Genomic DNA, 21,498 nt, shown 5'->3' with positions numbered 1-21,498 from the left:
ATGGAAAGAATCATCTCCAAGACGAACCCGAATACATCTGAATTTGTGGCCAATCGAACGGCATACTTAGAAACCTTGGTCCCCATTCGAAAAGTAATCGATAATGTGAAGTTAGGTGGTGGTAAAAAAGCCCTTGAAAAACACAAATCTAGGGGCAAACTAACTGCGAGAGAACGAATTGCCGAACTAATTGATGTTGGGACCGAATTTATGGAAGTTTGTGGTCTTGCGGGAGAAGATGTGTATCCAGACCCTGTTCCTTCCGCAGGGATCATCACAGGGATTGGCAAAGTGGAAGGTGTTGACTGTATGATTGTTGCCAATGATGCCACAGTCAAAGGGGGAACCTATTATCCACTTACAGTCAAAAAACATGTTCGTGCTCAAGAGATAGCCGAAAACAATTCCCTTCCTTGTATTTACTTAGTGGATTCCGGTGGGGCTTTTTTACCCATGCAAGATGAAGTGTTCCCGGATAAAGACCATTTTGGTCGTATTTTTTTCAACCAAGCGCGAATGAGTGCCAAAGGAATTTCTCAGATAGCTGTTGTTATGGGTTCTTGTACAGCAGGAGGAGCTTATATTCCTGCGATGTCCGATGAATCTGTGATTGTAAAAGGGAATGGAACCATCTTTCTTGGGGGTCCACCTCTTGTCAAAGCAGCCACTGGAGAAGTAGTCACCGGTGAAGAGTTAGGTGGTGCAGACGTACATTGTCGTGTATCGGGAGTCACAGACCATTATGCAGAAGATGATTTTCATGCTCTAGAAATTACTCGTTCTATCGTTAAAAACCTAAATTTAAAATCAGAAACTCTTCCTAAAGAAACAGAAGAACCTTTGTATCCTTCTGAAGAAATTTATGGAATCATCGAAAGGGATTCTCGAAAATCATATGATCCAAGAGAAATCATCGCAAGGATTATAGATGGTTCTAGATTCCATGAATTCAAAAAACTATATGCTACAACCATCGTCACAGGATTTGCAGAAGTATATGGATACCCAGTAGGCATCATTGCCAACCATGGAGTTTTGTTTTCTGAATCTGCCCTCAAAGCATCCCATTTTATTGAACTTTGTGATCAAAGAAGAATCCCACTTTTGTTCCTCCAAAATATCACAGGATTTATGGTGGGTAAAAAATATGAAAACAACGGTATTGCACGTGATGGTGCCAAAATGGTAAATGCAGTATCTACAACTACTGTCCCTAAGCTAACGATTGTTACTGGTGGATCTTATGGTGCTGGAAACTACGGAATGTGTGGCCGTGCCTTTGCTCCTGAATTTTTATGGATGTGGCCGAATGCACGGATTTCTGTAATGGGAGGAGAACAAGCAGCCAATGTTCTTTGGACGGTCAAAAAAGACCAAAAAGAAGCAGCAGGGGAATCCATCCTACCAGAGGAAGAATCCATTTTTAAAAAACCAATTTTGGAAGATTATGAAAAAAAATCTTCTGCGGTTTATAGCTCAGCTCGGCTTTGGGATGATGGGATCATTGATCCTGCTGAGACTCGTAAAGTTTTGGGAAGGGCATTGTCTATTCTCAGCAGAAGGAAAGAAGAAAGAAAACCTTTTGGTGTCTTTCGAATGTAATTTTTGACTTTTCATTCTCATTCGGAATGGAAACTAATTACAAATGGTCATCCACGAAAAGTCATCCAAACAAGTCGTTATCATTACCATTGAGGGTGAGGTTGATTTGTACAATGCAAAAGAATTGAAAGATATTCTGGATGATAAGATGCGCAAACACCAGTATGAAATTGTGGTGAACTTGGAAAAGGTTCCCTTTATGGATAGTTCGGGAATTGGAACTCTGGTCACTGCCATGTACAAACTCAAAAAATACCATGGAAATCTGAAGGTTTGTAGCGTACACGGTTCGGTGGCAAAAGTTTTTAAACTCACGGGGATGGAGAGCCATTTGGAAGTATTTGATTCGGAGGAAAAAGCGGTTCTTTCCTTGGTAGAGGAAAGGGAATCCACCGACTAACCAAGGTTTTATTTTAAGGGAGATACAAACCCGCTTTCACTTTTTCCATCACCTCCTTCCCTTCTAATCTTTCTAAAATATATAAAGCAAATTCAAAAGCAGAACCAGGTCCAATGCTCGTGTGAACATTGTTATATGACACAATTCTTTCACCCGTATACTTTCCTCCTTTTCCTTTTGCCAAATCTTCTGGAGAAGGAAATGCTGTATAGGGATCCTCTCCCGAGATGATGTCTAAGTTTCTGAGGACATTCGGAGCCGCACAAATGGCACCGATCATTTTTGATTCCGTTTGGAATGATTTTAGAATTTTACTAATTTCTGGGTCTTTCATCAGTTCCTTCGTCCCTCCCAGACCGCCAGGAAGAAGGATAACATCAAATTCGCTGGGAATGATTTCTGAAAAAGTTTTATCAGCAAGATGGAGAGTTTTTCTAGAAGCAAGGATGGGATCTTTTGATTTTCCGAGAGAGACAACTTCTACATTACCTCTCCTCAAAACATCAATGAGAATAATGGCTTCCATTTCTTCAAAACCGGGACAGAGGGGAATTAAAACTCGTTTTGCCATACTAAGACTAGTTTGTCTCAGAACAAAATGTTCAAGTTTTTTTGTAAAAAAACGATCCCAAGAAATGAGAACTTTCCTGAAACTTTTGGGGTCTTATATACTAGGAGAGAGTGTTGATTGTCTATGACTTTTAAAAAATCGAATCCATTACGTTACGTTGCCATTGCTTTTAGTTTTTTACTATTGGGAACATTTTTGTCCCCTATCCTTACTTGTGGAAATTCTTCCGAGAACCCATTACAGCTCAAAGCAGACGGTGGTGAAAAATTATCACCCGCACAAACCCAAGCAGTTGCTTTAGAAGATGCCTTCCAGGAAGTTTTTGACCGTGTTTCACCAAGTGTCGTTTCCATTGCAACAGAGAGGACAGTGAATGTAAGGATTCATCCTTTTTCAGATCCATATTTTGATCAATTTTTTGGACGTTCAGGCGGATCGGGCCAAGTGATGAAACAAAAACAATATGGTCTTGGTTCAGGAATTGTTTTGAACGAAGACGGTTATATTATGACCAACCACCATGTGATTCAAAACATGGATAAGTTTACGGTTAAACTTAAAAATAAAAAAGAATTCGAAGCGAAACTCATTGGGGCAGATGAAACAGCTGATATAGCTTTATTAAAAATCGATGCGCCGAAAGGAACACTGACGCCCAGTTTGATTGGTGATTCGCATAAAGTGCGAGTGGGGAACTGGGCAATTGCCATTGGGGCTCCTCTTGGATTCGAACAATCGTTTACGGTCGGAGTGGTTTCAGCAATCCAACGAGGGGGAATCGATGCTTCTGGTTTATCCTATATCCAAACCGATGCAGCCATCAACCAAGGAAATAGTGGTGGTCCTCTCCTCAATATCCGAGGAGAAGTGATTGGAATCAACCGTTTGATTGTGAGCCAATCCGGTGGATCAGAAGGAATTGGGTTTGCCATCCCTATCAATGAAGCAAGACGGGTTGCTGAAGAAATCAAAACCAATGGGAAAGTCACTCGTCCTTGGATTGGTGTCGGCCTTGATCCGGTCAATGAAAAGTACATCGAACAACTGAAACTGAAAGATAACAAAGGTGCCGTTGTCCGCCAAATTATGAAAGGATCTCCTGCCGACAAAGCGGGGTTAAAATTATTTGATGTGATTGTGGAAATCGGCGGAAAACAAATCCAATCACCGGAAGAACTCGTTAGTTTTGTGAGATCTTCCAAAACGGGAAAACCAATCGAGATAAAAATCATTCGAAATAAAAATGAAATCTTGACTTCCATCACTCCAGAGCAGAAACCCAATTGAGGTGAGTTTAAGAGAAGATTGGATCCAACCGGGCGAAGATGAACCTAGCCTTCGCCCTACCAAATTGTCCGAATTTATCGGCCAGAAGGAGGTGCTGGCCAATCTCTCGGTTTATGTGGAGGCGGCTCGGAAACGAAAGAGCCCTCTCGACCATGTGTTGATTTCTGGCCCTCCTGGCCTTGGGAAAACCACACTTGCCAATATCATCGCCAATGAACTTGCCGTGGCCTTCACACCCACTTCCGCTCCTGCCATCTCCAAGGGTGCGGATCTGGTTCGGTTTCTCACTTTACTCAAAACCAACGAAGTTCTTTTTATCGATGAAATCCATGGCTTTATTAAAAAACAGGAGGAGTTACTCTATCCTGCGATGGAGAACTTCTTTGTGGACCTTGTTGTCGGGGAAGGTGTCACTGCCAACGCCCTCCAGATCCAACTCCAGCCCTTTACACTTGTCGGTGCTACGACTCGCTCTGGTCTTGTCAGCGAACCTTTGAAAACAAGGTTTGGAATCCATCTGAAACTTGATTTTTATACGGATGGGGAAATGCAAATCATCGTGGATCGTTCGGCAAAACTTCTTGGAGTTTCGCTGGGGGAAGGGGTTGCTTTGGAAATCGGAAAACGAAGCCGCAAAACTCCGAGGATTGCAAATCATCTTTTAAAACGAGTGCGGGACTTTGCAGAAGTTCGTAACGAAAACTCTGTGAGTTTGGATACATGCCGGTTTGCTTTTGAAAGAATGGGAGTGGATCATTTGGGCCTGGATGTCGTGGACCGCCAAATTTTGGATATCCTTATCAACCGTTATGGTGGAGGGCCTGTAGGCATCAAACCCATTGCTGTGGTGCTCGGAGAAGAAGAGCGCACTTTAGAAGATACTTACGAACCATTTCTTGTCCGAGTGGGTCTCATTGACCGCACACCCCAAGGAAGAGTGGCTACGAAAAAAGCTTACGAACATTTGGGAATTGTGTATACTGGAAATATCGGGGAAAATCGCGAAAATGGCCCAACTCTCTTTTGATTTCCGGTTACCTGAAAAGGAAGAAGGGGAACGTAGACTTTTCTTTGCCTTCACCTTTGTCATCCTCATTGTTTCCTTCGTACTCGCACACCTCATCACCAGGAATATGCTTTGGAAGATGTTGGCAGAAGAACAAGCTGCGGAGATGTTAGGGCCGAAGGAACAAGAAAAAATTTACGAAGTCCTCGTAGAACAACAGTTCATCAACCCGGACAAAAAAGATGAGTATAAAGCTCTCTCTAACAAAGATTCGTCTGGTGGCGGTGGCCTCACGGAAAAACAAGGATTTCATACTCTCACACAATTTCGTGAATTCATTATGGGAAGTTCTGCTTCCACTCCAAGCAAAGCCCAACCCAAATCAGAACAATCCAAGGAAGAAGAACTTTTTGAAGTAGGAATTTTTAAAGCCGATCCAAAAACCAATTCTAACGCAGAAGAAAGTCCGAACCAAGCCGCAAGTTCCGGACAAATGACAAAAATTCCTTTTAACTATAGGTTCCAACAAGACTTTTTGTTTCGATGGGACGGAGCCAAAGCCCTTACAATCCCCACCAAACAATTAGCAGGTTATTATTACTTCAAAAACATGTTGAAACGAATTGAAGAATCTTTTGCCCCACCGGGTGGAGGGAATTATGCCTACCGAGATATGGCCGGCGTTGTGGCAAGAGAAGGTATCAAAGAAGGGGAAACTAAAGTTTTATTTATGTTAAGCGAACAAGGCCAAGTGCTGGACGTCCGTTTGGTAACATCACAAGGTCAGGTCGTAGTCGACCAAGCTTGTATGGATTCCATTCGAGGTCAAAATTTTGGCCCTGTTCCAGAAGAAGTCAAATCCAAAGGGCTAATCTTTGGAATTAACTTCATCTTTCCGGGAATTCGTTATTACCGTTAGTATTGAGTTTAATCCGTCACTAGAGTACAACCATACTCTTTCGAGAGATACTTTGCCGTATTGGTTCGTCCAAGTCCCTTGACAGTTACTGACATATTGTCTTTGTCGAGTTTGAATTCGCTAACGGGAACCCACTGACGAGCAAAGTTATGGCACTGCTCTTCGGAAAGTTGCATCACAAAGTAACAACTACAATATTCTTTTGAATAAAAACTAGAGATGATGGATGGAAAACTGGATAGATGTTTCCAATTCCATTGCGCCCAAAACAAAATAAACAAAAATAACAAAGAGAGGATCACAGAAATTTTTCTTTTCATAAGGTTACCGAATTACAGACTCTTTCACTAATTTTAAAAAATCATTTTTGATGAATGCTTTTTCACGATCATCTCCAAATCGAACAATGATTAAATCAAGACTGGGAATTACATACAACATTTGCCCCCAGTGACCAAGGCCGGCAAAGGTATCTTTGGGGGCGTCAGGCCAAGGTTCGTGGATTCCTCTTTCGGGAACGCCAGTGTTAGCGTACCAGTGAGCTGTATAATTGTCTTCTGCTAAGTCTTCTGAATAAGGAGTGGTTTTGTATCCAGGGGCAGGAGTTCTTGTGAACTGAACCCATCCTTCAGGTAACAAACGTTCTCCGTTCCAAATTCCATCATTCAAATACAAGTATCCAATTTTTGCTAAGTCTTTGGCAGTCATATAAAGATAAGAAGAACCAACGTAAGTTCCAGAACCATCTCTTTCGAAGGTTACATTTGTGATCCCAAGAGGTTTAAAGATTTTTTCAAAAGGAAGTTTGTCGTATTCTTCTGCTCCGTAAACTTTTTTCAAAATGGCAGAAAGGATATTGGTATCACAACTGGAGTAATAAACTTGGGTTCCTGGTTCTGCACGAAGTGGAAGGGCACTACAAAATGTGCCCATGTCTTTGCGACCTCTGGTATACAACATTGCAATCACAGAAGATTTTAGGGGTCCGCTTTCGTATCCTTCTTCAGCGGCAAGTCCTGAGGACATATTGAGAAGGTGTCGAATGGTAATTTTTTTATGAGCTTCATCACGGCTAAGAGGTTCATAATGGTAATAACCAGGATCGTCTAACTTAACAAGACCTTGTTTGACAGCAATTCCATACATGGTTTGTAGAATACTTTTAGAGACTGACCAGGTTAAATGTACTTTGTCTTCGGAAAAGTTCCTCGCATATTTTTCATAAATGAGTTTTCCATTTCTTAGAATCACGAGAGCATCAGTTCTTCTACCTTTTCTATCAGTTTCATCACCAGTTCTTGTAAAAGCATATTCTTCTACTAATCCTAGTTTGCTGGAAGAAACTCCAACGGATTCAGGAGAGACAACTTTCCAGTTGGGATTTGGCCATTCCGGTTTTAATCGGGATTTGAGAGCAGTTACTTCTGGTTCACCACCAAAAGGAGAAAGGTCTTTGCCACAATGTACAAAGGTTAATAAAAGGAGAAAGATAAGGCTTCGTTTCATAGAATTCCTAGTTCAGATTCGTTTCAGAATTCTATGCGAGGTTGAAATAGATTGCAAAGGAAAAAAGAAAGGGATTAAACTTTTTCTGCGTATCCCTTTAGTTTTTGTACCATAGAGAAAAGTCCGTTCCTTCGCGAAATAGAAAGAAACTTAGCAAGACCTACTTCTTCAATAAAACCCAGTGAGGCATCCGCTATATCTTTTGGAGATTGTCCTGAAAATACCCGTATCAAAATTGCGATAAGACCTTTTGTCAATGCAGTATCACTATCCGCATCAAATTCTAATTTTCCTGATTCTAATTTTGGTGCGACCCAAACTCGAGATTGGCAACCAGGGACTATATATTCTTCTGTTCGTTTTTCATCTGGATAGGGAGGGAGTTCTTCACCTAACTCAATGAGATATTGGAATTTTTCTTCCCAATCAGTTAGATCAGCAAACTCTGCGATAATTTCTTTTTGAATTTCCTTGATCGTCTTACTCATGCTTGGTGCTCGGTGTTGGAATTTCTACAAACTTATCTTTTTTTCTCATATAGAATTTGTTAAAGTTTGCTGTAGTTAGATTTTTTAATTCCACTCGATTGACAGTGGAGACGGTGAGTTCATACAGCTCTCCATTGGATTTAAAAAAATAATCCATGCGGAGTTTTTCTTCCAGATTATATTCTGCATCATTCCAAATGAGCTTTTTGGATTCGAAGTCGACGTACAAACATTCAGGAGGTTTGGCGAGTACATAACAGAATTCTCCTGCTTGGGGTACTCCTTTATAGAACAAACCACAATGAGGAAATAAAACGGAAAAGGCAAGTGTAGGTAAAATTATTACCGTTAGGTTCTTTGCCAAGGTTTTAGAAAAAAAATTAGTAAATGAAAAGCAGAGAACTTTCATTCTTTTTTTTCCGATGTTAAATCCAATTTTGTTTTGGTTCCTGGTTTTTCAGAAACCATTTTTGCTACAAGGAGTGGAATCTCTGGATTTTTTTTGCCCGATGAAATATAAAATTCTTCTAAGAGATCAATCCCTTTTTGCGAAAGATTTTGTAAGTGAAAGATTGTAGCTTCCGTAATGATAGAAGTTTCTGTAATTCGGTCTGGATTATTTGACTTGGCTTGCCTGAGTAGAGACAATGCACCAACATAGTCTTTTTTATAAAATTTACCAAGACCTCTTAAAAAATTCTCTTCTCTAGGAGTGAATTGGATACCGGCTTTGTATGTTGGATCTTTAGTTATGGTGATGAGTTTATCAAGACCTATTGCATCACCAGCTAACATCGTGTTGAAGGTGAGTAACCAAATATAAACAGTTTGGAATTCGGGAGAAAGTTTAGAACGATCCAAATTTCCATATTCGTTAATCAATACTTGTGGTCGTTTGACTTGGCGGTGAGTTTCCCCTAAGAACAACAATACTTTATTATTTTCCCAATCAGAAAATGGAGAAGAAGAAAAAGATTCTGCAGTCCTAGCATTCCAAAAGATCGAATCCAAAGTGGAATCCGCCAAAACAGAGCTCCCAATGAAGTTTTGGAATTCCGATCCTAAATGTAAGATCAAACTATCATGGTCAAAATAAATTCCAATTCGATATAAATTCCAAAACAAACTCCGTGCAATCAAATGGAAGGCAACTGGATCTGTCGGATCTTTTTCTGAATAGGTGGTCGCAATGGATTGGAAATCTTCAATATCTTTTTCTTTCAGATTTCCTGATTTCCAGAGTTCGATTGTTTTTTCTTTGGTTTTTTCAGCTCTGACACTTTGGTCTTTTGCAAAAAGAAAATAAATTTCTTTTCTATAGGTAAACCCTAACACGGATAGCCCAAGCGCTAAAACCAATAGAAATAGCGGTGCCTTTGATTTCTTCTTTCTGTGCGGTTCGTACCGGGAGTAAATCGCCATCGTTTGTTCCCATTTTTTTTTGCCCTCCCCACTTGACACGGCTTTTTCTTTGTGATTTAGTGAGAAGGGTATGGAAGATGACTTTTTAGATGATGACGAATTCGATGCAGATAGCCTCAACGAAGACGTCGTAACGTATGCTTGTGAGGATTGTGACCACCGTTGGGAAGCCGAGGGGGAGGACGAATACCTCGATTCTTGGGAATTGATCTGCCCTATGTGCGGATCTTCGAATATCACCGAACTGTAATTTGTCTTATTTTCAGTATATTTTTGGTTTTTTGATTCTACCTTCGCTCCTTTGGGGCGAAGCCTCTGGTTTTTCAACCCTCTATACAGAATTTAAAAAAGGAAATTACGCGACTGTCTCCAAACAGTCCTTGCAGTATTTAAATGGAACGGAGGGAGAGAAAGATCCCCGGATTTTTTTCCTCTACGTTTCCACAGAAGAAAATTGGGCACAATTGAAAACTAAGGTGGTTAAAGATGCTCCACCTAACTTTAGATCGTCGACACATTATTGGAATGCTATCTATTTGTTTATGGAGAGGGCACTTGTTTTTGGTGAATCAGATTTGCTCATTGAATGGGGAAAAGATTTCCAAAAATCGGGGAAACACAGTCCTAAATACAATGATGCCCTTCTATTGTACGGACTTGGTCTTATGGATCTAAAAAATGAATCAGAAGCCAAAAAGGTTTTTTCTGAAATTGAATCGAATTCTCCCTCCAAACATGTGTTATCGCAACTTGAGGAAATCAAATCTTCTGGTAAATGAATGAAAGGACTACGTGTTTCACAAGGGAAATGGAAAGGAAAAGAAATTCCCGCACCATCCGATGTATCGGGGCATTTGAATTTTACCAATAGCCTTATCAAAAAAGCAATTTTTTCTCTTATGGATTCACGCCTGCTTTCCTGGGGTCTGGGTTTTGATTCTGTTTTGTTTTGTGATTACTTTGCCGGCAGTGGACAAATTTCTGCGGAAGCCTATAGCCTTTCTGTTCATCGGCTTCTGACTTATGAATTAGACCAAGCTCGGTTTAGACAGCTTCATTCTCTTTTTCGTGGACTTCCCAATGTTCAATTGTTTCGAAAAGATGCAACCAAACATACATTAAAGTGGGAATTAGGCGAAGAGTCGGCTTATATCTTTTATTTGGATCCACCATACACTTACTGGTCCGAAACACCCACGAGAATGAAAGAGATGTTAGAGGGCCTATATAGCTTTTGTCTCACTTTAAAAAAACCTTTTCTAATTTTATGCCAGATACCGGAACACCAACCCACTACAAAAATTTGGGCGGATCTCCCACATAAAGTGAGAGAGTATGGAAGTCACTTTATCATTGAAACAGGTTATGAAAATGCCGAGAACTCAGATCGGTAAAACAAAATCTTCCTTTTTTGGATTCATTCGAAATAAACTCTTTTCTTTTTTTTTGATCATAGGATTTCTTTTTTGTACTTCCACTCTTTGGTCTTTGCCAACCTACAAGGAAGTTAAGTCAGAGTATCTTCCTTCCGACATTCAGGTGTTTGATCGAAGCGGGGAACTCATCCAAAGATATCGAACCCGAAAAGATTTCCGATCTGAAGAATGGATAGAATACGAGATGTTTCCCAAGTTTTTAATTGATTCTGTGGTTCATGCGGAAGACAAACGTTTCTTTGAACATAAGGGGATTGATTCCAATGCGCTCATTTCTTCTTTTTGGGGAAACCTTACGGGATCATCATTACGCGGTGGATCAACGATCACCATGCAGCTGGTTTCAATTTTAGATCCAGAATTAAAATCCTCTGGATCAAAACGAAAGACTATCTTTCAAAAATTAAAACAAATCCAAAGAGCAGTAGAATTAGAGGAAACATGGTCAAAAGAAGAAATTTTTACTGCTTATATCAATTTGATTTATTTTAGAGGGGAATTAAAAGGAATCAGTTCTGCAAGTAAAGGTTTATTTCGGAAATCTCCTGAGTCTTTAACACCTAATGAAACTTATGTTCTTTCTGCTCTCATTCGTTCTCCCCAAAGTCCAATTGAAAAAGTAATCAAACGAGTTTGTTTGTTAAAAAAAGAAAGAGATGGCATCGATGATTGTGAATCCATTTCTCGGCTTGTTAGGGAAAGTTTGTTTCGAAATTTAGATTATCCCCAATATCCATCCTTTGTTCCTCTTTATACAAAAACAATTTTAGATTTTTCTATTGAGAAAAAAAACAAAAATGAAGAAAAAAATAATTCGCAACTGACTTCTTCATTATCCTTAAATTTCCAAAGAAAAGTAGAAGAGATTCTAAAACGCAATGTAAAAACCCTAGCGAATAAAAATGTAAAAGACGGGGCAGTGATTGTAATAGAGAATCGCACTGGCCAAGTTTTGGTTTATGTACCTAATATTGGTGACGAAAGTTCAGTATCAAAATTGGACCTCATTCGAAGCAAAAGACAAGTGGGATCTACCTTAAAACCTTTTGTATATGCAGAGAACTTTGAAGAAAATAAACTGACACCCGATTCCATTCTTTCCGATTCTCCCGTGGGCATTCCTGTTTACCAAGGAATTTATCGGCCGTTAAACTATGATAAGTCTTATAAGGGAAATGTAACTGTCCGAGAAAGTCTAGGTTCTTCATTAAATATTCCTGCCATTCGTGCGTTGTCCTTTCTTGACATCAATGAGTTCATTCTGGTATTAGAACGACTTGGAATTTCGGGCCTTCGGTATCCTGAGTTTTATGGACCCTCTTTGGCTCTTGGGACAGCTGATATTACACTTTTGGAATTGACCAACGCATATCGAACATTAGCCAATGATGGGATGTACTCTGAACTAAAATTTGATCTTTCAGATGTTTCATCACAATCTAGGCGAGTATTTTCACCTAAAACAAGTTATATGGTTTCGGAAATCCTCGCAGATAGGGAAGCAAGGTCACTCGGATTCGGTTGGGATAATTTTTTATCTACTGCTTATTACACTTCTGTAAAAACCGGCACTAGTCAAGATATGAGGGACAATTGGTGTATTGGTTATTCGGAAGTTTTTACCGTAGGAGTATGGGTAGGAAATCCAACGGGGAGCCCCATGTTAGATGTTTCGGGGATCACTGGCGCTGCTCCCGTGTGGCGAGAGACAATGGATTTATTCCATGAGTCAATTGGTTCCAAATTAAAAAAACCAGAAGAGGGAATTTCATTAGATTCAATTCCCAATTCGTCCTTGACTAAAGAAAGTAGGATTGAGAGGACTAAGGTGACAAGAATCCTCACTCCTGTGAATGGAAGTATCTTTGCTTTAGATCCAGACATTCCATTGGGGCGCCAAAAAATCCTCTTTACTTTCAGTTCTTACGATGTTTCGTATTCTTATTATTTAAACGATGAAAAGATTGGGTCTGTCGGAGGTCCTTACCTCTGGGAACCAAAGAAGGGAGAATATCGTTTGCAAGTAAAAGATAGAGATGGTAAAGTTTTATCTCTTTCTTTATTTGAAGTTCGATAACAACACATGCCAAAACCAATCAAATATAAACACAAATTCACCCAACAAGTTGTTTGGGGAGAAATGGATGCCTTCGGCCACGTAAATAATGTAACTTATGTTAGATACTTTGAATCTGCTAGGGCTGATTATTTCACAAAAGAAGGATTGTGGGACTCTCCATTAAAACCAGTGAAAGCCGGTCCTGTATTAACACATCTTGACATGGACTATCGCAAACAAGTTGTTTTTCCTGCTACTTTAGAAATCACGTTAGAAGTGGATTCTATTTCTTCCAGAGCTTTTACTGTGATTTGTTCTATGTGGAATGAAAATGAAGAATGTGTATTAACGGGAAATGCTGCCTTTGTTTGGTTTGATTTTGAATTACAAAAACCTTCTGCCCTTCCCGAACATTTTAAAACAAAATTTGGATCTAATCATTTGGTATGATAAAATCTTCCTTCCAAGATCGATTTAAACTTGATGATGAGGTGATGAAAATTTCACGAATTTGTCTCATTGTCTTTTTTAGTTTTATCGGTTTTGGAATTTTTGCACCCACGGATGATTTAGGATTGTATGATCCTAAATGGATTCGTATTTTACATGCTTCGGTTACATTAATTTTTTTCATCGCAACTTACTTTTCTGATTGGGTTCGGAATCAAATCCAATCCATCATGTTGTTTTTCTTTTACACGATGAGTACACATTCCCTAATTCTTTTGTATTGGAATTCACTTTACATTGGTTATTTGGTTGGGATGATTTTGGTTTTATCTTGTATTGGAGTTAGTTTTGTTGATCGTCGCTCTCTTGTTTCTTATTTAGGGACAGTCACTTCTGCAGGGATTATCATTGGAATTTATACGAAAGAACCACAAGTTGATTTACCTCTTTATCTTTCTTCCATCATCACACCAGCTCTTGTATCATATCTCACGCTGAACATTCGCCTTAGTTCTGTAGAAAAACTTCGTGTATCAGAATCCCAACTCAAAGGGTTTCAGGATCGTATGTTGAACGAACTTGAATTGGCAAATGAAACTCAGTCCAATTTAGTAACTACGGAATGGCCTAAAACAAAAGGCATTCGCCTCCATTCTTTTTTTAGGTCATTTGACCAAGTGGGTGGGGATGCCATTAGTTATTTGCAAAGAGAAGACGGAAAGTTAGCACTTTTTTTTGCTGATGTGTCTGGGCATGGAATTGCTTCTGCTATGGTTTCTGCCATGGCTGTGCTTGCTTTCAAAATTCATGGAAATCAAAATGAACCATCTGTTTGTTTGAAGTCAATTCATAGCGACTTACAAGAGTTAGTTCCTAATAATCATATTAGTGCTTGTGTGTTATTTGTTGATACAAATACAAAAGAAATTCAGTATTCCATTGCTGGTCATCCGCCTCTCATCCGAATTGAAAAAGACTCTGATCCAAAATTTATGGAAGGGATGGGGACTTTGATTGTTTCCTATTTAAAGCCCAATTTAAAAGATTTTACGATCACACCTAATTCAGGAGACCGCATTTTACTCTATTCCGACGGGATTTTAGAAGTTTTTGACGAGGCCGGAGAGATTTATGGAGACGAACATTTGTTTACATCCATAAAAAATCATTCTGACAAAAAAGGTGAAGAATTTTTGAATGCTCTATATGAGGACTCCATGTCATTTTCGGCAAAACGAATTTCCGACGATATGAGTATGTTATTACTGGAAATTTTATGAATTTGTTGTTAACACCATTTTTCTGGTTCAAAAGAGAGTTCATCCCTTTTCGAACATTAGATCGTTATTTATTTTTAGATTTTTTCAAAACCTTTATTGGAACACTCATCATGTTAACGTCTATGATTGTGATTTATAAATTCACAGATGTGATGAAGTATTTGGTTTCTTCCAAGGTGAACCAAGTGCATGTATATTTACATGTTTTGTATTCCTTACCTTCGATGGTGGATCAAGTTGTGGCACCAGCTTTGATGTTTTCTGTTTGTTTTGTGATCGGACAATTTAGTGTAAACAAAGAGTTAGTTGCCATGATGGTGGCAGGCGTTTCTTTCATACGTATCATCACCCCCATTTTGTTTTTTGGAATTTCCATGTGGCTCATTATGACTTTGTTTGGGCAAATCGTTGTGATTCCTGCCAACAAAAGAGCACAAATTGAATATAGCATTATGGCAAAGGGATCCAATCGTTTGATTGATTTTGTCTACCAATTGCATATCAAAGGTAAAAAAGGATTCTATTACGTCTATTGGATCGATGAAAAAGATAATACTGTCAAAGGTGGGTTCAATTATATCGAAATCACTCCAGATGGGCATCCAACTTACACTGTATCTTCTCAAAAAGCAAAATTCATTCCATCCCCGCATAGTTGGGTATTGTATGATGCCGAAGAAGTTCGCTTTAATGAAAACTTAGAACTTGTTTCTCGAACAAAATACGCTGAAAAAACTTATGACTTCCCAGAGGATTTAGCTTATTTTTCCAAACCAATTCGAAATCCAGAAGAGATGAACTTTTTTGAACTTGCGGATGAAATTGAGTCAAGGATTACCAAAGGGATTCCTTTTCGAAATGTGATCATCCAACAACATATGGCATTTGCGATGCCATTGATGTCATTTGTGGTTGTCACTCTCGGAGCTCTTGCTGGTGCTATCACAAAACGATCTGCAGGTGTTGCAAGTCTTGGTCTAACCATTGCAGTTGTTTTGTTGTATTATATTTTGAATTCGACTGCAAAAACTTTGGCTGAGAATGGTGCCTTACCCATTTGGATTGGAATGTGGATGACACCAGTGATTTTTACTTCTGCAGCCTATTACTTGTATAGAAGAATGAATATTTAATTTTCTGTTAAGAACACTCGTTTGTAAAGATCCGTTTGTAAAATTCCCTTTGGATCATATTTTTTCTTTAGGGAATAGAAACGTTTTAGATTGTCTTTAGGAAAATAGGACTCCATCACACGTTTGCGAAGGGTAGAGTCTTTTGCAAAATAAAATCTTCCTTTGTGTTTTAACACAATCTCATCCATCTCTTTACAAAGTGCCCAAAGTTTTTCTTTATTTCCTTTGGTTACAGGAAAGTCCATCGCCATAGAAAATCCATCCACAGCATGGGTGAGTAAAAAAGGATCTGGTTTGTGTTTTTTGAAAACAGATAGATAGTTTACTATTCCACGTTCCTGGCAAATGGTAAAAATCTCACGGAATGCTTGTTTGGCGTTTTCTTTTGGGATGAACACTTGGTATTGGATCATCGCACCCGGTTTGTAAACAAATTTCCAATTGGGAACATAGTCCAAAAGGAATGCATATTCCGCATGACCTTGGTAATAGGCTTTATTGTTTACGAGAATGCTTGCAATGCATTTTGCCAAATTGATCAGTCTCATCCCAAAATTAAAACTAAAAGGACGCATAAGGATCCACATCCACTTTTTAGGAATTACATAGAACAGGCGAGAAGGGAGGTGTTGTCTTTCTAATAAACAATTACCAGGAAAGTCAGGATCTTCTCCTTCTTTTAGATTGGTAGCTTTATGAATTTGCCCTCTACCCATAGATTTTCCCGAGGCAAAAGCATCAATCCAGCCAACTAAATAATCAGAAGTTTTATAATGTTCTTCGAAATAAGCAAATAACTCATCGAAGTTCCTTACATAAACTGGATCAATTTTCATTTTTCCAGCGTAGATTGGTTTCATTTTAATTTGGACTGTCAAAAAACAACCTAACATTCCGAAGCCGGAAATCGCAGAATAAAATAAATCTGTATTTTTTTTAGGAGAACAAACTAGAATATCTCCCTTGGCCGTAAGAAAGGTAAACTCTTTGATATGTTCACCAATGGTTCCTACCTTGAAGTTGTTTTTTCCATGTATGTTCATGGAAAGTGCTCCCCCAAGTGTTGGCATCATCGTTCCCGAAACTACTGGTGGCCAAAAACCATTTTCGATTCCAGTTTCCCAAAGATCCTTGATTCTTGCACCTGACTGCACTGTCATCACACCAGTTTTTAGGTTAAAATCTAAAACTTTATTAAAATGAGTTAGATCTAAAACAACTCCATCTGTATTAGTAGAAGCATCTCCATAACTACATCCACCGCCGCGTAACGCAACTTTGGTGCCTGTTTGATTGGCCCAAATAAAGAGTTCTTTGATTTCTTCTTCCGTTTCTGGACGAAATACGGGAGATTGAGAAAAAGAACTCATCCCCCATGCTTCCACTTTTTCCTTTTTAGGAACTTTAATTTCAGGAATGGATTTTGTTTTTTTTGCGACCATAATTATATACTCAGTTTTTTAAAAATAAAATTGGGAATGTTGCGAATGATAAGACCAACCAGAGCCCAGATGCCTGGAACAAATGCTTCATCTTTACCACTAGCAACGATTTTGCGAATCCTTTCTGCGGCTTCTTCTGCAGTGATCGCCTTTAGTAATCCTTTTTCTGGGAGTTTGAGTCCCTTTGTCATTTCAGTAAAAACAAAGCCTGGTTTAATGGTTGTTACTTGGACATTGAATTCAGACAAACGATTGCGAAGTGCTTCCAAATATGTGTTAAGTGCAGCTTTGGATGTATTGTAAACGGGATTTCCCTTTCGGCCACGTTCCCCTGCGATAGAAGAGATTCCGACAATTTTCCCTGACTTTTGTTTGGTAAAATAAGTTGCAGCCGGATTTAGAAAAGCAATCGCACCTAAGGTGTTTACATTTAGCATTTCTAAGTCCTTGGTCGTATTGTATTCATTAGGAGAAATTTCGGGCATCACTCCAGAAGCAAAATACACTTCGTCCAACCCCCCAAGGAGAGAGACAGCTTTCCCAAATGTTTTTTCTGCTGTGGAAAATTTTGTCACATCAAAGGGCAAAGGAAAGGCCCTTTTTTCTTTGGATGAATTTGCTTTTTTAGCAATGGACTCTAATGGTTTTTCCCTTCTTGCCAAAAGGACCACGGAATTTCCTGCGTTCAATTCTGCTTCTGCAATGGCTTTTCCGATCCCACTCGAGGCACCGACGATGATTATTTTTTTCCCCATGTTTACGTTTTTTTGGTTTAATCGAATCTGGCAAGTGGTTTCAATAGGGTTGTGCCCGTAAATGAGAGAATCCTGATCGACGGGATGAATCTAATGTATAAATTTCCTGATTTGGCTTTTTGTTTGGGGGAATACCGCTTACAAGATGCCCGGGATGGGTTACTTACCCATTTAAAACGATTCTATTCAGAAAAGAAACAAACGAAAGTTCTCGTCTTTTTTGATGGAAAGAAGGATTTTACATCCGATTGTTATTCAGAAGAAATAGGTGATTTTTCCCTTCATTACAGTCATGAAAAAAAAGCTGATGAACTCATCATTGGATACCTAAACTTATGTCCAGTACCTTCGCAATGTTTGGTGGTATCTTCCGATAAAGAGATCATTAGTTTTGCAAGAAGGATTCGAGCCAAACGAATGAGTTCGGAAGAATTTTATGCAGAGTGGCTGAAAAGGGAAACAGAAGAGGACGAAACGGAATTTAACCACCTGAAAGAAGGATTGACACCAAGTTCAGAAACCGATTACTGGGAGAGACAATTCCTTCCTTGATATGTTGTTCAATTCAATCCCATTTTTAATCTTTTTTTCCGTTGTTTATTTGCTCTATTGGGTCATCCCAAAAGAGGTTAGAAAGTTTTTCCTGTTACTTGCAGGAATCTGTTTTTATGCTTATTTTTCATTAGCACTAACAGTTCATTTTCTTATTGTCATTGGTATCAATTATCTTCTGTATCGTAAAATCAAGGAAAGTCCTACAAAGTTTTGGATTGGTTTTACAGTCGCAATCAATCTCATCAACTTAGGCTTTTTTAAATATATTTATTTTTTCAGTAAGGTTCTTGCTGATCTAACTAACTATCCGTTCTTTAAACAAGTACCTGATCTCATCCACATTGCTTTACCACTGGCAATCAGTTTTTATACATTTCAAGTGATTGCAGCTGCTGTAGACACTTACCGCGATTCATCGAAACCATTGGTTCGGGTAGAAGATTATTTCCTATTTGTGGCATTTTTTCCTGTTTTGATTGCAGGGCCTATTATGCGGATGTCTGATTTTTTTCCAAATCTGGACAAACTGACTCCTAATAAAGAAAAGATGTATCGTGCTTCTTATTTACTAATGTCTGGCCTTGTAAAAAAAGTTCTAGTGGCTGATCCTATGTCACTCACCATCTCGCCTGTGTTTGGTTCTCCTGCCGAGTATGATTCTTTTTCCTTGTTCATCGCCGGGATCTGTTATGCGATCCAAGTATACAGTGACTTTTCTGGACTCACCGACATGGCAAGATCTGTGGCTTTGTATTTGGGATTTGAAACACCAGAAAACTTTAAAGCACCTTTTTTCTCCACATCAGGAAGAGAACTTTGGAAACGTTGGCACATTACTCTTTCTTTTTGGTTAAGAGATTATATTTATTTCCCATTGGGTGGTTCACGTAAAGGGGAGCTTCGCACTTATTTAAACTTAATCATCATTATGACTCTCGGTGGTTTTTGGCATGGGGCCGATTATACTTTTATTTGTTGGGGATTTTATTGGGGTGTGATTCTTGCTGGAGAACGATATTTAGAAGATAATCTTGGTTGGAAATTGACTCCCCAAAAAAACAAATTTCTCATGGTAATCAAAGCATTGATTGTTTTTGTTTTGTTTTCTATTTCGGGACTAATGTTTCGTTCGAACAATGCAACTAATATGGTGGAACACTTCCACGGAATTTTTACTCACTTTTCCCATAGTTTAGAAGTTATGTTTGTTGGTGATTCGAATGAGTGGTTAGTTTCTGCAACTTCACTTTTAGGAAGTGGTTCTTCATTTCGATTCCAACATATTGAAAACCTAGAACGAATTTTTTATACTTCCATTGCTTTATTATTTTTTCATCACATCCAATATGTTCCAGAGTATTGGGATCGTATCCGCAAACATGATGTATGGCTTGTTCCCGTGCTTGGCATTGTCACTATCTTTCTCCTCGCTACTCTCTCTCAAGATGGCGGAGAATTTATTTATTATCGTTTTTAGGAGACATTGTGGATTTAATTCGTAACAGATATTTGTTTGTCCCTTTTTTAGTTGTATTTCTTACTTTTTGTTTAGATAAATTATTACTTCTCGAAAACGTACATACTTATTTTTCAAAGTCACTTTCCGATATAAATTACATACAAAAACATCAGTTGTATGAGGATTTAAAAGTTTATTTAGCAAACAAAGATCGAGATAAAGTTTTGGTTTACTTTGGTAATTCCCGCGCCTTGTTGTTTGATAACGAATACATTCATAAAAAATATCCAGGTTGGGTAATGTTTAATTTTTCTGTCCCAGGTGGAAAACCTGATTATGTATTGCAATGGATGGAAGAGTTTCATAAAGACAATGTAAAACCTGATTTCTTTTTGTTCGATCATTCCGTCGAAATGTATAATTCTTCTGCTACATTAAAAGTAGATGAAACTTTGACAAATGGATTAAATGTATCTTTTGTATTGAAACACTTTTCATTATTTTCGACAGATGATATTTCAACTCTTATCGCCAAGAGAATGTTCCGTGCGTATCAATACCGACCTAAATTGGAAGTCATTCTGGTGCGTGCAAAAAACAAAGAAGCCTTTTTGTATCCTTACCGTGAATTACGTAATAGTTTGATGGCAAATTTGAATAAAGGAAAAGGGTCTGCGATGACTCCGGGAACTCACCAGTCAGTGCTTCCTCCCGAGTTATTAAAAAAATCTGCTATTGGGGATTTTCATTCCTATTTAGTACCATTTCATTTTTCAGATCAGGTTTTAAATTTTACAAACCAATCATTGCAGTTAGCAAAAGAACTTGGAGTTCCTTCGGCAGTCATTTGGGTTCGCTTGTCTTTGCCTTACATGGATCACATTCGCAATCTAAAAGTATCTGTAGGTAATGGAAAAGAGGACACTGTGTATCATGATTGGTATCCAAGAATGATCGAATACCATAAACAAAATGGAGTTCCGTTTTGGAATATGAATGATGATGCAAATTATACCTGCAACAATTTTAGTGATGCAGGCCATATGTCACCGACGTGCTATGATGAGTATACGGATTTTATTTTTAAGAATTTAATTCAATCCTTTGTAAAAGGAGCTCGATAGAATTCAGTTCGATTCTGAATATCATTGGGTGAAAGTTTTTCTGGGTCGGTCGGATTTGGTTTGGTAGGATTTTGTGGTTGAGGTTTGTTGTTGTTTTCCTTATCCACTGAGTATCCATAATAATAACCATGAACTATTTCTACTACGGAGACATGGGTATCGGAATTTAGATTTTGGATTTCCACTGTAATTTCTTCTGGTGGTGCCAATAATTCAAAAACCCATTGCGTTTCTCCCTCGATCTTTTCTTTCCTTAGGATAGTTGGATTTTCGTTTTGTCCATTGCCTGAATATACTGTGAGAACCCATTCTTTTAATTTTCCATCAGTGGCCACGCCAATGCCAATGGATTGAGGAGATGATTCTCCAGCCTTTAGATCAAATCGAATGGCACCGCCTTTGGCAACAGCACCATATAGTCTTTTTTTAGAAAGAGTAGGATAAAGGGCCAAATCTTGAATTCTTGTTGTGACTTCTTTCACATTTTGGCTCAGAACGGATGGTTCGGAATGTAGGGCCTGCATTGTGACCAAAGTGATTCCAACCGATGCAATCAAAGAATATCTCATTCTCCTAATAGGACTAAAAAAAGCGATTCCTTACA

The 21,498-nt window shown here is 38.7% G+C and carries 24 protein-coding genes; 15 read left to right on the top strand and 9 right to left on the bottom strand.

Going from position 1 to position 21,498, the window contains the following annotated elements:
* Positions 1 to 1,602, top strand: coding sequence for a carboxyl transferase domain-containing protein (locus CLV96_RS08445; RefSeq protein WP_004784344.1), 1,602 nt, complete (start codon positions 1 to 3; stop codon positions 1,600 to 1,602).
* Between the two features lie 43 nt (positions 1,603 to 1,645).
* Positions 1,646 to 2,002 carry an STAS domain-containing protein gene (locus CLV96_RS08440; protein WP_004785286.1) on the top strand — a complete coding sequence of 119 codons (357 nt, stop codon included), beginning with the start codon at positions 1,646 to 1,648 and terminating at the stop codon, positions 2,000 to 2,002.
* Positions 2,003 to 2,015: 13 nt separating this feature from the next.
* On the opposite strand, the gene CLV96_RS08435 is transcribed toward CLV96_RS08440, so the two are convergent.
* The gene (locus CLV96_RS08435) at positions 2,016 to 2,573 is read right to left on the bottom strand and encodes a DJ-1 family glyoxalase III (RefSeq protein ID WP_004786584.1); all 558 of its coding nucleotides are present in this window, start codon (positions 2,571 to 2,573) and stop codon (positions 2,016 to 2,018) included.
* A 123-nt stretch (positions 2,574 to 2,696) separates the two neighbouring features.
* Between CLV96_RS08435 and CLV96_RS08430 the strand changes: the two genes are divergently transcribed.
* The 3 genes from CLV96_RS08430 to CLV96_RS08420 are packed head-to-tail and all read left to right on the top strand — an operon-like array spanning position 2,697 to position 5,785.
* Positions 2,697 to 3,860, top strand: a complete 1,164-nt coding sequence (locus CLV96_RS08430; protein ID WP_040917253.1) for a trypsin-like peptidase domain-containing protein — start codon at positions 2,697 to 2,699, stop codon at positions 3,858 to 3,860.
* A 1-nt stretch (position 3,861) separates the two neighbouring features.
* Entirely contained in the window at positions 3,862 to 4,887 is a 1,026-nt protein-coding gene (gene ruvB / locus CLV96_RS08425; RefSeq protein ID WP_004785931.1) for a Holliday junction branch migration DNA helicase RuvB, read from the top strand.
* Complete coding sequence (locus tag CLV96_RS08420) at positions 4,868 to 5,785, top strand: energy transducer TonB (RefSeq protein ID WP_004785812.1); 918 nt, start codon at positions 4,868 to 4,870, stop codon at positions 5,783 to 5,785. The genes ruvB and CLV96_RS08420 overlap by 20 nt, the downstream gene beginning before the upstream one ends.
* An 8-nt stretch (positions 5,786 to 5,793) precedes the next feature.
* Here the strand turns inward: CLV96_RS08420 and CLV96_RS08415 are convergent, their stop codons facing one another.
* The 5 genes from CLV96_RS08415 to CLV96_RS08395 all read right to left on the bottom strand — a co-directional run bounded on the left by CLV96_RS08415 (position 5,794) and on the right by CLV96_RS08395 (position 9,114).
* Entirely contained in the window at positions 5,794 to 6,105 is a 312-nt protein-coding gene (locus CLV96_RS08415; RefSeq protein ID WP_004786598.1) for a hypothetical protein, read from the bottom strand.
* A gap of 4 nt (positions 6,106 to 6,109) precedes the next feature.
* A complete protein-coding gene (locus tag CLV96_RS08410) occupies positions 6,110 to 7,291 on the bottom strand; it encodes a serine hydrolase domain-containing protein (RefSeq protein ID WP_004787652.1) in 1,182 nt (393 codons plus the stop codon).
* A gap of 74 nt (positions 7,292 to 7,365) precedes the next feature.
* Positions 7,366 to 7,779, bottom strand: a complete 414-nt coding sequence (locus CLV96_RS08405) for a SufE family protein (protein ID WP_004786959.1) — start codon at positions 7,777 to 7,779, stop codon at positions 7,366 to 7,368.
* Positions 7,772 to 8,188, bottom strand: a complete 417-nt coding sequence (locus CLV96_RS08400; protein WP_004787620.1) for a hypothetical protein — start codon at positions 8,186 to 8,188, stop codon at positions 7,772 to 7,774. The genes CLV96_RS08405 and CLV96_RS08400 overlap by 8 nt, the downstream gene beginning before the upstream one ends.
* On the bottom strand, positions 8,185 to 9,114 hold the full coding sequence (locus CLV96_RS08395; RefSeq protein ID WP_004784358.1) for a hypothetical protein: 930 nt from the start codon (positions 9,112 to 9,114) through the stop codon (positions 8,185 to 8,187). The genes CLV96_RS08400 and CLV96_RS08395 overlap by 4 nt, the downstream gene beginning before the upstream one ends.
* Before the next feature lie 157 nt (positions 9,115 to 9,271).
* Between CLV96_RS08395 and CLV96_RS08390 the strand changes: the two genes are divergently transcribed.
* From CLV96_RS08390 to CLV96_RS08360, 7 genes are read left to right on the top strand one after another with little or no spacing between them, the layout of a single operon-like run.
* Positions 9,272 to 9,451: a hypothetical protein gene (locus CLV96_RS08390; RefSeq protein ID WP_004787310.1), complete on the top strand. Its 180-nt coding sequence runs from the start codon at positions 9,272 to 9,274 to the stop codon at positions 9,449 to 9,451.
* 1 nt (position 9,452) lies between these two features.
* The gene (locus CLV96_RS08385) at positions 9,453 to 9,980 is read left to right on the top strand and encodes a hypothetical protein (protein ID WP_004784590.1); all 528 of its coding nucleotides are present in this window, start codon (positions 9,453 to 9,455) and stop codon (positions 9,978 to 9,980) included.
* Positions 9,981 to 10,595 carry an RsmD family RNA methyltransferase gene (locus CLV96_RS08380; RefSeq protein ID WP_004785368.1) on the top strand — a complete coding sequence of 205 codons (615 nt, stop codon included), beginning with the start codon at positions 9,981 to 9,983 and terminating at the stop codon, positions 10,593 to 10,595.
* Complete coding sequence (gene pbpC, locus CLV96_RS08375; protein WP_004786094.1) at positions 10,573 to 12,714, top strand: penicillin-binding protein 1C; 2,142 nt, start codon at positions 10,573 to 10,575, stop codon at positions 12,712 to 12,714. The genes CLV96_RS08380 and pbpC overlap by 23 nt, the downstream gene beginning before the upstream one ends.
* A 6-nt stretch (positions 12,715 to 12,720) precedes the next feature.
* Positions 12,721 to 13,146, top strand: a complete 426-nt coding sequence (locus CLV96_RS08370; RefSeq protein ID WP_004787258.1) for an acyl-CoA thioesterase — start codon at positions 12,721 to 12,723, stop codon at positions 13,144 to 13,146.
* The gene (locus CLV96_RS08365) at positions 13,143 to 14,426 is read left to right on the top strand and encodes a PP2C family protein-serine/threonine phosphatase (protein WP_004787548.1); all 1,284 of its coding nucleotides are present in this window, start codon (positions 13,143 to 13,145) and stop codon (positions 14,424 to 14,426) included. The genes CLV96_RS08370 and CLV96_RS08365 overlap by 4 nt, the downstream gene beginning before the upstream one ends.
* Positions 14,423 to 15,559: an LptF/LptG family permease gene (locus tag CLV96_RS08360; RefSeq protein WP_004786442.1), complete on the top strand. Its 1,137-nt coding sequence runs from the start codon at positions 14,423 to 14,425 to the stop codon at positions 15,557 to 15,559. The genes CLV96_RS08365 and CLV96_RS08360 overlap by 4 nt, the downstream gene beginning before the upstream one ends.
* Here CLV96_RS08360 and CLV96_RS08355 read toward each other — a convergent pair.
* Together CLV96_RS08355 and CLV96_RS08350 are read right to left on the bottom strand one after the other, a co-directional pair.
* Positions 15,556 to 17,001 carry an FAD-binding oxidoreductase gene (locus tag CLV96_RS08355; protein ID WP_004787408.1) on the bottom strand — a complete coding sequence of 482 codons (1,446 nt, stop codon included), beginning with the start codon at positions 16,999 to 17,001 and terminating at the stop codon, positions 15,556 to 15,558. The two genes, CLV96_RS08360 and CLV96_RS08355, sit on opposite strands and share 4 nt — an antisense overlap.
* 2 nt (positions 17,002 to 17,003) lie before the next feature.
* Positions 17,004 to 17,756: an SDR family NAD(P)-dependent oxidoreductase gene (locus CLV96_RS08350; RefSeq protein WP_004785382.1), complete on the bottom strand. Its 753-nt coding sequence runs from the start codon at positions 17,754 to 17,756 to the stop codon at positions 17,004 to 17,006.
* A gap of 51 nt (positions 17,757 to 17,807) precedes the next feature.
* Here CLV96_RS08350 and CLV96_RS08345 point away from each other — a divergent pair, with 51 nt between their 5' ends.
* Genes CLV96_RS08345 through CLV96_RS08335 form a run of 3 tightly spaced genes read left to right on the top strand, consistent with a single transcriptional unit; the run spans position 17,808 to position 20,894 of the window.
* The gene (locus CLV96_RS08345; RefSeq protein ID WP_265369609.1) at positions 17,808 to 18,308 is read left to right on the top strand and encodes an NYN domain-containing protein; all 501 of its coding nucleotides are present in this window, start codon (positions 17,808 to 17,810) and stop codon (positions 18,306 to 18,308) included.
* A 1-nt stretch (position 18,309) separates the two neighbouring features.
* Positions 18,310 to 19,788: an MBOAT family O-acyltransferase gene (locus tag CLV96_RS08340; RefSeq protein ID WP_004787743.1), complete on the top strand. Its 1,479-nt coding sequence runs from the start codon at positions 18,310 to 18,312 to the stop codon at positions 19,786 to 19,788.
* An 8-nt stretch (positions 19,789 to 19,796) separates the two neighbouring features.
* Entirely contained in the window at positions 19,797 to 20,894 is a 1,098-nt protein-coding gene (locus CLV96_RS08335; RefSeq protein WP_004785913.1) for a DUF1574 domain-containing protein, read from the top strand.
* Here the strand turns inward: CLV96_RS08335 and CLV96_RS08330 are convergent.
* Positions 20,867 to 21,463, bottom strand: a complete 597-nt coding sequence (locus tag CLV96_RS08330; protein WP_239671248.1) for a hypothetical protein — start codon at positions 21,461 to 21,463, stop codon at positions 20,867 to 20,869. The genes CLV96_RS08335 and CLV96_RS08330 overlap by 28 nt on opposite strands.
* Between the last annotated feature and the right edge of the window lie 35 nt (positions 21,464 to 21,498).

This window comes from Leptospira meyeri, from assembly GCF_004368965.1.
Classification (GTDB): domain Bacteria; phylum Spirochaetota; class Leptospiria; order Leptospirales; family Leptospiraceae; genus Leptospira_A; species Leptospira_A meyeri.
Note: the sequence above shows the minus strand (reverse complement) of the source record. Positions and strands in the feature narration are given on the sequence as shown.